Below are 13378 nucleotides of genomic sequence, written 5' to 3'. Positions count from 1 at the left end.
GCAATGCTCAGCAAGCCGCACACCTGCGCCCACAAAAACGTTGCACAAACGGACTGGATCGGCATTAGCAAACGTTTTCTTTCCAGAAAACGTCTTAGATAGTATTGCGTAGGAAGGTAGGGTCCGGTACACAATCGAGACTGTCGTTTTCAATATTTTCACAATTCTGCGCATGCCTTTAGAGCGCGCCACCGGCGCATTCCTGCGACGCCCCTCCCTGCTGATCATCGGCGCGTCGGTGCTGTCACTGGTGCTGGCCGCGTTCACCGCGCTCTCGCTCTGGGAAATGCGTACGGACGCGCTGGCCCGCGCGCGCGATGCTGCCGACAACCTGTCGCTGATCCTGCAACGCGACATTGCCCGCAACATCGAGGTGTACGACCTGTCGCTGCAGGCCGTGATCGACGGCGTGCGCGACCCCGCCATGCTGGCGCTGCCGCCCAACGTCCGCCAGCTCGTGCTGTTCGACCGCTCGACCAACGCGCAGGACCTGGGCTCCCTGCTGGTGACCAACAAGGTTGGCGACGTGGTCTTCGATTCCCGTTCGGTGCCGCCGCGGCATATTCACCTGGGCGACCGCGACTACTTCCAGGTGCATCGGGGCTCCGCAAATGTCGGGCTGTACATCAGCGAGCCCTTTACGCCGCGCGTGACCGGCCTGGACACGTCGCTCGGCCTGAGCCGGCGCTTGAACGGCCCGCATGGCGAGTTCAACGGCATCGTGGTCGGCACGCTGCGCCTGAACTACTTCCGTCGGCTATTCGATGGCATCAACCTGGGGCCCCACGCAACCGTCACGCTGATACGCACGGACGGTACGCTGCTCATGCGGCGACCGTACAGCGAAAAACTCATCGGCCGCAGCCTGGCCGATGCCGTTGCCTTCCAGAAGCGCCTGCTCACGCCGCAAGGCTCGTACGTAGACGTCGCCAGCCTCGACGGCATCGAGCGCTTGTTCAGCTTCCGCCATATCGGCGACCACCCGCTGATTGTCACCGTTGGCCTCGCCACCGAAGACATCTACGCAGAATGGCGGCAGCGCGCATGGGTGATCAGCGGCACCGTGCTGATGCTCGACGCTGTATTCATGGCGCTGTCGTTGCTTTTCGCGCAGCAACTACGCAAGCGGCTCGAGATGGAGCAGCAATTGCACCTGCTGGCCAATACCGACAGCCTGACCGGGCTCGGCACGCGTCGCGCGCTGGACTCTGCACTGGACGTGGAATGGCGCCGCGCCAATCGCCACCACGCCCCGATGTCTGTACTGATGATCGACGTGGACGACTTCAAACCCTACAACGACAAGTATGGCCATGCCGCCGGCGATATCGCGCTACGCACGGTGGCACGCTGCATCAACGACAGCATCAAGCGCCCGGGCGATTTTGCCGGCCGCTATGGCGGCGAAGAGTTCTGCGCCGTGCTGCCCAATACAGACCTCAGTGGCGCCTTGCGCGTGGCCGAGAGCATCCGCACCGCCGTGCTGCGCGCCGCCGAACCCAACGCGGGAAGCGCATACGGCACGCTGACGGTCAGCATTGGGGTGGCTTCCCACTCTGGCCTCGCTGCGGCCGACGATACCGTTCAAGACCTGATCCACCTGGCCGACGGGCGCCTGTATGAAGCCAAGGCCGCGGGCCGCAACGTGGTCATCCCCAGACAGGAGCGACCGAAGTTGGCGGTCGTTTAGGCTAGCCCCCTCGGGCACCCCACTTTGGGGGCATGCCATCGTGAGCCACCGCTTCTGCACAATGCACGGGCCTTTCAGGAAACCACCGTGAGCAAACCTCCGCATTCCCACTTCGATACGTCTGCGCTGCCGCGCGAGCATCAATTTGCGGCGTGGCGGGATGCCATCAACGTGCTGTTCGACACGCGCTCCGCCGCGCCGCAGTCGCATGGCTTTCAGGCCAGCGTTGACGCGTATCTGTGCGGCGAGACCGGTGTGGGCATGATCAGCGCGCAGGCACAGCACTATGATCGGTCCCGCTCCAAGCTCGGGCGCGACGGCATGGATGTCTACGTGCTCCAGTACTACCTGGAAGGCAGTTGCGGACAGCGTGACGGCGCCACCGGCACCGCCACGCGCCCCGGCGATCTGTTCATCGTCGATGCTGCACAGCCGCTCGCCACCAGCACGACCGACAGCCGATTCCTGAGCCTGGCGGTGCCACGGCGGCTGCTGGCGCCGCTGCTGCGCGCACCGGACGAACTCAGTATGCGCGTGCTGCGCGGCGATGCGCCGATGGTCGGGCTGCTGCGCGATCACCTGTGCTCGCTCTATCAATCGGTCGGGAAATTGAGCGAGGCCGAGGCGCAGGCCGTCATGCCGGGCACGCTGCAACTGGCGGCGGCCGCCATCAACTGCCAGGTGACCGAAGCCAGTGCGCCGGCCGTCAGGGAAAGCCTGTTTGCGTCGATCTGCCGGCACGTACAACAGAACCTGCCCGATCTCACACTTTCGCCCGAGGGGGTTGCCGTGCAGTTCGGCATCTCGCGTGCCACGCTGTACCGGCTGTTCGAGCGCGAAGGCGGCTTCTTCAACTACCTGCGCATGCAGCGCCTGCGGCAATGCCACGCGATCCTGGCAGACCGCTCGCAGACGCACCGGTCGGTGGCCGAAATCGCGCAGACCTACGGTTTTTCCGACGCATCGAACTTCACGCGCGCGTACCGCCGCGCCTCGGGCATGTCACCGCGTGAGACACGCATGCTCGCCATCGAAGGTCGTGCCACCGCCATGCGCTTCGTTCAGCAAAAAGACTGGCGCACCTGGGTCATGCAGATGCGCTGAAGCGCGCGCGGTACCCCTGCCGCGCTCCCGTTTTCCTCCCGCCGCCCCCGCTCAGCCACCCCAAAGGCTGAGACGCGCTGACAGGTTCGCGCGACTGCCGAACCGGTTCGCGGGCACAGCCGCTTTCGCCGTTGAATCCCCACTGGCGTGCATGCGAGCATCCGGCCCGACCTGATGAGCGCCCACGCTCTCGCGGCGGGCACGTGCGACGTGCCCTCTCTTCGTCGAACAGGTCGAAGCGGTGCGGACATCCCGCGCTTTGCACAACACACAACGACAAAACGGGGGTCTCGTGAAAGACATTACGGGAAAAACGCTTGCCTTGACGCTGTTCGCCACCGTGGCCCTGGCCGCGTGCGGCGGCGCAGACTCAGGTAGCAATACGGCCAGCAACGGCGGCAACACCGGGGGCAACACGCCGCCCGCATCCACCTGCGCGGAAACCGGCGTCGATGCCAAGTACGCGTGCCAGACCGGCAGCACCGAGCCGCTGTACGCCTACCAATGGGCGCTCAAGCAGGCGACCAGCTTCTTCGCTGCATTCGGCCTGGTGGCCAACGGCACGACCGACATCGACGTGGAAGACGCGCACAAGGCCGGCATCAAGGGCCAGGGCGTGAACGTGCTCGTGCTCGATGACGGCATCGACGTGCACAACGAAGACCTGTTCGCCAATGCCAACTCGGACATGACGCACAACTTCGACGATGGTTCGAACGATCCGACACCGGCAGACACTCCCGCGAACATCAAAGACGCGCACGGCACCAACGTGGCCGGCATCATCGCCGCGGCACAGAACGGCAAGGGCGTCATGGGGATTGCTCCGCGCGCGACGCTGGGCGGGGCGCGCTTTATCGGCGCAGCGAATCCGGACACGACCGCGGCCTACGGCGGCGCCGACTGGTCGAAGAACGGCCACATCATCAATGCCTCGTACGGCGCGAACCCGCAGGCACCGCTGGAATACGACACGTCCACCTCGACACAGGCAGCGGTGCGCGCCTTCCCGAACCTGCGTGGCGGCCGCGGGCTGGTCATGCTCAAGGCGTCGGGCAATGAATACGAATACATCAACGACGGCGTCAGCGTTCCGCCGCGCACATGCCCGACCGTCGGTAGCACCGCCGGCATGATCGGCTGCGAGAATCCCGCCAATGATCCAGAAGCGCTGGAGCCCGGCGTGATCGTGGTCGGCGCGGCAAACGCGAAGGGCATCAAGTCGAGCTACTCCAACGCCGGATCGGTCAACTGGATCACAGGCCTGGGCGGCGAGTACGGCGACGGCGGCAAATATGGGGAAACCGGCAGCGGCCCAAAGATTTTCTCCACCGACCTCAGCGGCTGCGCACGCGGCTACAGCCGGACCAATCCGGACGACACCAACGACTTTGCGATTGCTGGCACCGCCACCAACCTGAAAGACAACGCGAAGTGCGATTACTCCAGCATGAACGGCACGTCGGCGGCTACGCCCACGCTGTCCGGCGTGGTCGCGCTGATGCTGGCGGCCAACCCGAATCTGACGTGGCGCGATGTTCGCGAAATCCTGCGCGCAACTGCCCGCCAGATCGACACCGATTACGGCAGCCGTGACGGCCGTAACGCGCGAATCGACCTGCTCACCGGTGCCGCCACGGGCGATACCAGCGCCGCGCTGACTGACGGCGCGACCACCGCACGGCTGGACTACGGCTGGCAGACCAATGCCGCCGGCTATGCATATTCCACGTGGTACGGCTTCGGGCTGGTCGATGCGTCAGCGGCGGTGAAAATGGCCAAGGCCACTGTCACCTACAAGCCGGCCGCTCTGACAGTGCCGGACTTCGCGGCGGCCTTTGCCAACGTGAACCAGTTGAACTACGGCGCGGTGCAAAAGCTCGGCCAGTTCAACGTGTCGGGCACCGACAAGGTCGACGCCCTGCAATTGCGCGTGTCGGGCTCGGTGTGCGTGGGCAGTGTCGGCTTCTTTGTGAAGTCGCCCTCGGGGACGGTGTCGGCGTTGTCCCTGCCCTACAACGGCTATTACAACAACGGCGTCGATACCGTGAACAAGTACGGCCTGGGCAGTTACGCCTTCTATGGCGAGAACGCAGCCGGCACGTGGGAGGTCTACGCCGTCAGCGGCGTGCCGACCAATGCCTGTTCGACATACCAGCCCCAGGGCGGTACCCACAGCGTGACCCTTGCCACGCCGCTGGCCGTGGAGTACCGCGTGATTGCTGCCAAGTGAGCCTGTTCGGAGACCATTCAACATGATCAATACAACCCTGATGAAGACCGTGGCGCTGGCGGCGCTGCTCTCGATGGCTTCGGCGTGCCAGGCAGCCGACCTGACGGTGGGCAAGCACCTGAGCACGCAGGAGCTGACGCAATACGCAAGCGCACCGACAGTGCAGATCGAATCGCAGTCGTTCAAGGTGCTCTCCAGCGGCACGCGAACCAAGGCGGCGGGTGCGGCATCCTCCGCCGTCACGCAGGTCGTCAATGAACGCGGCGTGGTGGGCGAGAGCCGCAACGAGGTGGTCGTCTCGCAGGTGTCGGTCGACAGCGTGCGCCAGGCGGTGAGCAACCTGCCCGCAACGCCCGTATCGGCGGAGTACTACGGGCACCTGAACATCAGCACCCTGCGCTTTGCTACGTTCCAGGATGCCGTGAATGCGCGTGCGCAGCTCAAGAAAACGCTGCCGCAGGCGCGGGTGGACGTTCCGATCCAGTACGCCAAACCCGTGGCGCGCTGATCAGCCTCCGTCCGGTCACACAAGACGCCCCGCCTCCGTGCGGGGCGTTTTTCATGGAGCGGCGTATCATCCCGGCCTTTTCCCCAGTCAGGACAACACCATGACCAAGGCCACCGGCAGCTTCGAAGCGCTGGCCGCACGCGAAGGCGGCCTGCAGCACCGTCTCTCATCTGCGCAACTCGCCATGATCGCCATCGGCAGCGCGATCGGCACCGGTCTGTTCCTGGGCAGCGGTGCGGCCATTCAACTGGCCGGCCCAGGCGTGATTGCAAGCTATGCCATTGGCGCAATCATTGCGCTGCTGCTCATGGGCTGCCTGGCCGAGATGGTGGTGGCCCACCCGACCACCGGCTCTTTTGGCGCCTATGCCGAGCATTACGTTAGCCCGCTCGCCGGCTTCCTGGTGCGTTATGCGTATTGGGCGGCGGTCGTCTTCGTGATTGGTGCAGAGGTGACGGCGGTGGCGGTTTACATGGCTTACTGGTTTCCGGGCGTGCCAGCGTGGGTATGGATCGTGGGGTTCTCTGCCGTGCTCGTGTGGATCAACGCCAGCAGCGTCGAGGTATTCGGCGTGGCCGAATATTGGTGCTCGATGATCAAGGTGGTGGCCATCGTCGCGTTTCTGGCGGTGGCGAGCTATGCCATTCATCGTGCGCCCGAAGGCGCATCGATCGGCTTTCACAACTACGTGGACATGGGCGGCTTTCTGCCGAACGGCTGGCATGGCGTGTGGTTCGGCGCGGTGGTCAGCATCTTCAGCTTCTTCGGTATCGAGCTGATTGCCGTGGCCGCCGGTGAAGCGCGCGAGCCCGAAGCGGCCGCCACGCGCGCATTCCGCTCCACGCTGTTCCGGCTGGTGTTCTTCTACCTCTGCACACTTGCGCTGATGCTGGCCGTGGTGCCGTGGCAGCAAGCCGGCACAGGCAAGAGCCCCTTCGTGCGGGTGATGGAGATCCTGGGCATTGCAGGCGGCGCGGGGGTGATGAACTTCGTGGTGCTCACCGCCGCCTTGTCGTCGATGAACGCGCAGTTGTATGTGTCCACGCGCATGCTGTTCAGCCTGGCACGCGGCGGGCAGGCGCCCAGGGCGCTCGGTGTGGTGAGCCAACGCGGCGTGCCCTTGCGCGCGCTCGCTGTGTCCAGTTCTGGGGCTGCGCTGGCGGCCGTACTCAGCGTCGTGCTTCCGGGCCATTCGTTCTTGCTGATGATGGCGCTTGCGATGTTCGGCGCGCTCTTTACGTGGCTCGTCATCTTCATCACGCACCTGCGCTTTCGCCGGGCAGCGGAACGCGAAGGTCGCACGCTGCGGTTCCGCATGTGGGGCTTTCCGGCGCTGACCGTCATCGGCGCCGTCGCGATGGCGGTCATCATCGTCAGTACGGCGTGGATGGCGGATTTCCGCATGACGCTGGTGGTAGGTGTGCCGTTCTTGCTGGTGATGGCGCTGGTATTCCGGCAGGCGCGGCTGGGGGAGTCGCCTGCGCGTCAGCCCTCTGCGCGCAACTGATCCTCCACCAGCGCCACCCAGCATGCCGCCCCAATGGGGATCAGCTTGTCATTGAAATCGTAGCCGTCGTTGTGCAGCGAGCAGCCGACCCACTGGCCGCCCAAGCCGTTGCCCAGCGCGAAGTAGCAGCCTGGGCGTTTTTCCAGCATCCAGGCAAAGTCTTCACTGCCCATCTGCGAAGACGGCGGCACCTGGATGACGCGCTCCTCGCCCAGCACGCTCGCCACGGCACGGCGCGCGATAGCGGTCTGCTCGGGTGTATTGCAGATGGCCGGCACCAACCGCTCGTAGACGATCTCCGCGCACACGCCATAGGATGCGGCCTGGTGCGTAATGACCTCGCGGATGCGCGTCTCCAGCAGCTCGCGCACCTCCGGCTTGGTCGCGCGCACGCTCAACTTGAGCATGGCCGTTTCGGGGATGATGTTGTGCGTCGTCCCGGCCTGCATCTGCCCAACGCTGATGACCGCCGCATCCACGGGCGCGACATTGCGCGAGACGATGCCCTGCAACGCCACCACCGTCGATGCCAGAGCCAGCGTCGGGTCCACCGCCAGGTTTGGCATGGCGCCATGGCCGCCGCGCCCGCTGAAAGTCACCGTTACACGATCTGACGAACCGCCCAGCGGGCCGCTCTGCACGACGGCCACGCCCAGCGGTAAGCCGGGCGCGTTGTGGAAAGCGTAGATGCCATCGCAGGGGAAGCGCTCGAACAGGCCATCGTCCATCATGGCCACGGCGCCGGTCAGGCCCTCTTCATCGGGCTGGAAGATGAGGTTCAGGGTGCCGTTGAAGTTGCGCGTGGCCGCCAGGTGCTCGGCGGCCGCAAGCAACGTGGCGGTATGGCCATCGTGGCCGCACGCATGCATGCGGCCGGCCACCTGGCTGGCGTAGGGCAAGCCTGTGCGCTCCTGCATGGGCAGCGCGTCCATGTCGGCGCGCAGGCCGATCGTGCGCGTGCCGTTGCCCACCTTCAATTGCCCCACCAGGCCGTGGCCGCCGACGCTGTGCACGTCATAGCCCCATTCACGCAGCAGACCGGCGACGAGCTGGGAAGTGTGCGGCACGTCGGCACCCAATTCCGGGTTGGCATGGATGCGGTGACGCAGTTCGGCAAAGCGGTCGGCGCCCACGTGCAGGGCCTGGGGGATGCTGGGTGAATTCGGATCGAGGTACATGGTGCGAGGTCAGAGGCGAACTAGGTAAAGGCAATGATGGCGCGGCATCAATCTCAATCGCGGCCGGGATACGTCGGGAACAGCGTGAGCGCGCCCAGGCTGATTGCACTGCTGGCCAGCAGATACCAGGCCGGTGCCATCGGGTTGCCGGTTACGCCCAGCAACCACGTAACGATGAGCGGCGCAAAGCCGCCGAACACGGTCACCCCCAGGCTGTACATCACCGACATGCCGGTTGCGCGATGCTGGCGCGGGAAGGCCTCCATCAGCAGCGCCGCGCCTGCGCCATTGCTGACCGCCATGATCGTCACGCCCAGCACGATCAACCCCATAGTGAGTGCCAACCCCGCACCGGAAGACAGCAGCACGAAGCCCGGGTACGTGCACGACAAGCTCACCGCAGACGCGACATACAGCATCGGCTTGCGCGTCGGCAAGCGGTCAGCAATCAGACCAAACAGCGGCGACATGACCAGCATGGTGAACCCCGCCACGCACGCCGTGAGAAATGCCGTGACCGGCGGCATGTGCAACGAGTGGATCAGGTACGTGGGCATGTAGAAGATCAGGATGTACATGGACGCAGTGGCCCCCGTCATCAGCAGCATGCCCAGCACCAGCGTGCGTGCATGCTGGCGAAGCACGTCGACCACGCTGCCGTGGGGGGCGGCCTCGTGCGCCTCCTTCAGATGCCGGCGGATATACATGCCAACCGGCGCGATCAACAAGCCCAGCAAGAACGGCAGCCGCCATCCCCAGCTCTGTAGAGCCTCGGGGCTAAGCACGGCGCTCACACCGGCCGCGGACAATGCGCCGAGCAGTGCCGCCGCACCCTGCGTGGCAGCCTGCCAACTTACCAGGAAGCAACGCCGGCCCTTGCTGGCCGATTCCAGCAGCAGTGCCGACGCCGCGCCGATTTCCCCGCCGGCCGACAGCCCCTGCAGCAAGCGCCCGAGTACCACCAGCACCGTTGCCGTCACGCCGATCGCCGCGTGGCTGGGTGTGAAGGCGATCAGCGCGGTGCCCGCCGTCATCAATGCAATTGTCAGTGTGAGTGCTGCCTTGCGGCCACGCCGATCGGCCATGTTGCCGATCAGCACGGCGCCCAGCGGCCGCATGACAAAGCCCGCACCAAACGTGGCGAATGACAACAGCAACGAGGCCAGCGGGCTGCTCGACGGAAAGAACAATCGCCCGATGGTGGCGGCAAAGAAGCTATAGACCGTGAAGTCGTACATTTCGAGCCCGTTGCCGATGGCGGCGGCAACGACAGCGCGGCTCGAATGCGGGGTCACGGCGGTGGTGCCTTGGCGCGGGGCGCCAGCGGGCACGGCGATCTGGGCATCCATCTTTGATGTCTCCTCCAGTCGGGCGGGCTTCTATGAGCGTCCCGCAATGCGCTGGATTGAAGGGCAATAGTAGGAGCGGTCGGGCCGATTCCGCCTCTCGCTTTTTTTCATGGCTATAGCTGTTGGCTATGGCGGGAGCGCGCATCCGAGTCTGCCCGGCTAGTCCAACCGCCGCCCCGGGAGGATTCCGCAGTACAGTTGCTGGCTGGCGGTGCGGCATGCCAGCTCCGCCGCGCCGTGTATCAAGGACACCTATGAAGCTCAACCAGCTACGCGCACTGGTCACTGTTGCCGAGACGGGCAGCATCCAGGAGGCTTCACGCCTGCTTCACATCACGCAGCCAGCACTCAGCAAGGCCATCAAGGAGCTGGAAACCAGCGTGGGCGCAACGCTGTTCGTACGCTCCAGCAAGGGCATCCGGCTTACGCCGTATGGCCAGCGCCTGGTCGGGCATGCACGCTTGATCAATGAAAGCGTCAAGCGCGCACGAGAAGACCTGGAAGACATGAAAGGGGCGGTGACGAGCGAACTGACGGTGGGCGTCACCCCTGTCACCGCGCTCATCGGGCCGGTGGCTGACTGCCTCGTGACCTTCCGGCGGGAGTTTCCCAATGCGCGTTTGCGCATCCTGGAGGCACGTCCGGGCCAATTACTGGAACTGCTGCGCGAGGGCGCCATCGATTTTGCGCTGACGTCTCAGTTGCAGACGGGCGAACGCGGGTTCGACCACACCGTGGTCTGCCGCGCGCAGACGCTGATCGGCGTACGCAAGGGCCACCCGTTGCGCGGCCATCAGCCCCTGCATGCGTTGCAGCAAGAAGAGTGGCTTGCCCCCGATTCGCTTGCTGACGAGCACTCGCCGCTGTACCGACTGTTTGCCGACGCCGGTCTCGCCCCGCCCGAACGCGTGGTCGAATGCAACTCGATGACCCTGCTGCTCGAACTGTGCTGGAAATCGGACGCCCTGCTCCTGCTGTCGAGCGAATCGACGCGCTCGCCCATCATCCGTCAGACGATCGACTTTATCGAGACCGATCAGCCAATGCCCGAGCGCGTCATCTCGCTGCTCACGCGGGACCGCCACGTCCTGACAGCGCTCGGCGCGCGCTTGCATGACGCGCTGGCACAGGCGCTGCGGCAGGCGTATCCGGAGCGGCCGGCGCAGCCGTGAACCAGTGCGGTTCTGCGCGCGATCAGGCCAACGCCAGCGCCTGATCCAGATCGGCGAGCAGGTCGTCGATATGCTCGATGCCGATCGACAACCGGATCGTCTCCTGCCGCACGCCAGCCTTGACCAGTTCGGTTTCTGACAACTGCCGATGCGTGGTCGATGCCGGATGCGTGGCCAGCGACTTGGCGTCGCCAATGTTCACCAGCCGCGTGAACAATTGCAGCGCATCCTGAAAACGCGCCCCGGCGGCAAAGCCACCCTTCACGCCAAACGTGAGCAGCCCCGGCGCCTTGCCCGAAAGGTATTTGCGCACTAGCCCGTGGTCGGGGTGATCGTCAAGGCTGGCGTGGTTGACCCACTCCACCTTGGCGTGGCCGCGCAGATGTCGGGCGATGTGTGTGGCGTTCTGCGTGATGCGGTCGATGCGCAAGCCCAGCGTTTCAATGCCCTGCAGGATCAGGAACGCGTTGAACGGCGACAGCGCCGCCCCGGTATTGCGCAGCGGCACCACGCGGGCGCGGCCGATATACGCCGCGTCGCCCAGCGCTTCCGTATAGACGACACCGTGGTAGCTCACGTCGGGCTCGTTCAGCCGCTTGAAGCGCGCCTTGTGCTTCGCCCACGGAAACTTGCCCGAATCGACGATCGCGCCGCCCAGGCTCGTGCCGTGGCCGCCCAGGTACTTCGTCAGCGAATGCACGACGATGTCGGCGCCATGCTCGAAGGGCCGCGTCAGGTACGGCGTCGGCACCGTGTTGTCGACGATGAGCGGCACGCCGTGGCGGTGCGCGATCTCGGCAAGCGCCGCAATGTCGGTGATGTTGCCCAGCGGGTTGCCGACGGTCTCGGCAAAGACGGCCTTTGTACGGTCGTCGATCAACGCCTCGAACGATGCAGGGTCGCTCGGGTCGGCAAACCGCGTGGTGATGCCCGACAGCGGCAGCGTGTGCGCGAACAGGTTGTAGGTGCCGCCGTACAGCGTGCTGGCCGAGACGATGTTGTCACCCGCTTCCGCAATCGTCTGGATCGCATACGTGACGGCCGCCTGCCCCGACGCCAGCGCCAGCGCCCCGATGCCGCCTTCGAGCGCGGCGATGCGCTTCTCCAGCACATCGTTGGTCGGGTTCATGATGCGCGAGTAGATGTTGCCCGGCACCTTCAGGTCGAACAGATCGGCGCCGTGCTGCGTGTCGTCAAACGCAAAGGCAACGGTCTGGTAGATCGGCACGGCCACCGCGCGGGTGGTCGGGTCCGCGCTGTAACCGCCGTGGACGGCCACGGTGTCGAGTTTCCAGGCAGGGGCAGTGCTCAAGGACGGCTGCGTCATGGTGCGTCTCCGGAAGGTTGGTCCGGGGAGCATATGGGCAGCCCTGCGGTTGAGGGAACGACCGTTTTTGTCTTTGGTTATGCGCTCAGGCCGCCTTACCAGCGCATGCAGCGCGCTCCGTCTGCCAGTGCGCGATCAGCCCGCGCAGCGCTGCATCCCGCACCTCCAGGAGGGCAAATACGCCCAGTGCTTCGAGCGCGGGTACCGCCTCGCGCATCAATTGTTCTGCCTCGGCACGTTGCGCTCGATCGATGCTGGGATCCAGCCACGCCTGCGCGTTCGCGAGGAAGGCCGCCACCGTACCTTTGCGGATGGTCAACCCTTCGAAATCGGCATGGCTGGCGGTGTCGGGAAGAACATCTTCGGGCCGCATGTTATGTGCTCCTTGGGTGTGGTTGACCACGTCACTGTAGAGCGGGTAAGTTGGCCTGACTCAGATATGATAGCCAATCAATACGCTTTTCAAGCCATGCCCTCCCAACCCCTCCTCTCAGCCGCGCGCGTGGACTCGGCCGGTGGTCGATGGCTCTACGCGGCGGACCACGCCAGTTCCTTGCCGCGCGCGACCGCACTCCACAGTCATGCGCGCGGGCAGCTTTTCGGAACGGATGTCGGGGTATTGACCGTGCAGACAGGCGCAAGCCGCTGTGTCGTGCCTGCAGCGCAGGCGGTATGGATTCCACCCGGCGTAGCGCACGGCGCGCAAACACACGGGCCGTTCGTCGGCTGGTCCGCCTACCTCGCGCCTGATGCATGCGAAGAGCTGCCCGGCGCGCCATGCGTGCTGTCGATGTCAGCGCTGCTGCGCGCCGCGATCTCCCGTGCGGCGACGTGGTCGGACGCGCCGCTCGACGCGAAGCAGCAGCGCATCGCTGCGGTGATCGCCGATGAAATCCGCGCGCTTACACCGGCGGCCACTGCTTTACCGATGCCCGTCGACACGCGCCTGCGCAAGATCGCCGATGCACTCATCGCCAATCCTGCCGACACCCGACGCATGCAGGAATGGGCCGACTGGGCCGCCGTTGCTCCGCGCACACTTACCCGGCGGTTTGCCGGCGAAACCGGCTACGCATTCGAGACTTGGCGCCACCGGCTTCGCATGATGTGTGCACTGGAACGGCTGGCGGCCGGCGCGCCTGTGACCATGGTGGCGCTCGATCTCGGCTATGACAACGTCAGCGCGTTCATCGCTCGGTTTCGTGCAACGTTCGGCGTTACGCCGGGGCGATATGCCGCTGGTGGGTGCGATGGACTCACATTGACTTCTCCACCATCGCGCAAGACGACTCCGGCGGTGTCCTGACCTG

The 13378-nt window shown here is 65.1% G+C and carries 11 protein-coding genes; 7 read left to right on the top strand and 4 right to left on the bottom strand.

The features are described 5' to 3' along the window. The first annotated feature begins 172 nt into the window (after positions 1–172). From ACU8YE_RS12575 to ACU8YE_RS12555, 5 genes are all read left to right on the top strand, one after another. Positions 173–1690, top strand: a complete 1518-nt coding sequence (locus tag ACU8YE_RS12575) for a sensor domain-containing diguanylate cyclase (protein WP_446928847.1) — start codon at positions 173–175, stop codon at positions 1688–1690. An 87-nt stretch (positions 1691–1777) separates the two neighbouring features. After that, a complete protein-coding gene (locus ACU8YE_RS12570) occupies positions 1778–2794 on the top strand; it encodes a helix-turn-helix domain-containing protein (RefSeq protein ID WP_232039998.1) in 1017 nt (338 codons plus the stop codon). 292 nt (positions 2795–3086) lie between these two features. Further along, positions 3087–5027 carry a S8 family serine peptidase gene (locus tag ACU8YE_RS12565; RefSeq protein ID WP_446928846.1) on the top strand — a complete coding sequence of 647 codons (1941 nt, stop codon included), beginning with the start codon at positions 3087–3089 and terminating at the stop codon, positions 5025–5027. A 22-nt stretch (positions 5028–5049) separates the two neighbouring features. After that, a complete protein-coding gene (locus ACU8YE_RS12560; RefSeq protein WP_232040000.1) occupies positions 5050–5535 on the top strand; it encodes a hypothetical protein in 486 nt (161 codons plus the stop codon). A 100-nt stretch (positions 5536–5635) separates the two neighbouring features. Then, entirely contained in the window at positions 5636–7042 is a 1407-nt protein-coding gene (locus tag ACU8YE_RS12555) for an amino acid permease (protein WP_232040001.1), read from the top strand. On the opposite strand, the gene ACU8YE_RS12550 is transcribed toward ACU8YE_RS12555, so the two are convergent. Together ACU8YE_RS12550 and ACU8YE_RS12545 are read right to left on the bottom strand one after the other, a co-directional pair. Beyond that, entirely contained in the window at positions 7021–8220 is a 1200-nt protein-coding gene (locus ACU8YE_RS12550) for an amidohydrolase (protein ID WP_433867768.1), read from the bottom strand. The genes ACU8YE_RS12555 and ACU8YE_RS12550 overlap by 22 nt on opposite strands. 53 nt (positions 8221–8273) lie before the next feature. Next, positions 8274–9569 (bottom strand): MFS transporter, encoded by a 1296-nt coding sequence (locus ACU8YE_RS12545; RefSeq protein WP_446928845.1) that lies wholly within the window; start codon positions 9567–9569, stop codon positions 8274–8276. Positions 9570–9823: 254 nt separating this feature from the next. Here ACU8YE_RS12545 and ACU8YE_RS12540 point away from each other — a divergent pair, with 254 nt between their 5' ends. Next, positions 9824–10741: a LysR family transcriptional regulator gene (locus tag ACU8YE_RS12540; RefSeq protein WP_260801349.1), complete on the top strand. Its 918-nt coding sequence runs from the start codon at positions 9824–9826 to the stop codon at positions 10739–10741. 22 nt (positions 10742–10763) lie between these two features. On the opposite strand, the gene ACU8YE_RS12535 is transcribed toward ACU8YE_RS12540, so the two are convergent. Together ACU8YE_RS12535 and ACU8YE_RS12530 are read right to left on the bottom strand one after the other, a co-directional pair. Continuing rightward, entirely contained in the window at positions 10764–12068 is a 1305-nt protein-coding gene (locus ACU8YE_RS12535) for an O-acetylhomoserine aminocarboxypropyltransferase/cysteine synthase family protein (RefSeq protein ID WP_414561648.1), read from the bottom strand. Positions 12069–12153: 85 nt separating this feature from the next. Continuing rightward, entirely contained in the window at positions 12154–12441 is a 288-nt protein-coding gene (locus tag ACU8YE_RS12530; protein WP_343618548.1) for a hypothetical protein, read from the bottom strand. A 96-nt stretch (positions 12442–12537) separates the two neighbouring features. On the opposite strand from ACU8YE_RS12530, the gene ACU8YE_RS12525 reads away from it, so the two are divergent. Further along, positions 12538–13374, top strand: a complete 837-nt coding sequence (locus ACU8YE_RS12525; protein WP_446928903.1) for an AraC family transcriptional regulator — start codon at positions 12538–12540, stop codon at positions 13372–13374. The last annotated feature ends 4 nt before the right edge of the window (positions 13375–13378 follow it).

The organism is Ralstonia sp. VS2407 (assembly GCF_052950655.1).
The sequence above is the reverse complement of the archived record's forward strand: the minus strand, read 5'-3'. Positions and strand labels throughout refer to the sequence as shown.

Coding starts and splice junctions, on each gene's coding strand:
- ACU8YE_RS12545 (WP_446928845.1), bottom strand. CDS start 9,569: ATGGATGCCCAGATCGCCGTGCCCGCTGGCGCCCCGCGCCAAGGCACC.
- ACU8YE_RS12560 (WP_232040000.1), top strand. CDS start 5,050: ATGATCAATACAACCCTGATGAAGACCGTGGCGCTGGCGGCGCTGCTC.
- ACU8YE_RS12575 (WP_446928847.1), top strand. CDS start 173: ATGCCTTTAGAGCGCGCCACCGGCGCATTCCTGCGACGCCCCTCCCTG.
- ACU8YE_RS12535 (WP_414561648.1), bottom strand. CDS start 12,068: ATGACGCAGCCGTCCTTGAGCACTGCCCCTGCCTGGAAACTCGACACC.
- ACU8YE_RS12550 (WP_433867768.1), bottom strand. CDS start 8,220: ATGTACCTCGATCCGAATTCACCCAGCATCCCCCAGGCCCTGCACGTG.
- ACU8YE_RS12540 (WP_260801349.1), top strand. CDS start 9,824: ATGAAGCTCAACCAGCTACGCGCACTGGTCACTGTTGCCGAGACGGGC.
- ACU8YE_RS12525 (WP_446928903.1), top strand. CDS start 12,538: ATGCCCTCCCAACCCCTCCTCTCAGCCGCGCGCGTGGACTCGGCCGGT.
- ACU8YE_RS12555 (WP_232040001.1), top strand. CDS start 5,636: ATGACCAAGGCCACCGGCAGCTTCGAAGCGCTGGCCGCACGCGAAGGC.
- ACU8YE_RS12530 (WP_343618548.1), bottom strand. CDS start 12,441: ATGCGGCCCGAAGATGTTCTTCCCGACACCGCCAGCCATGCCGATTTC.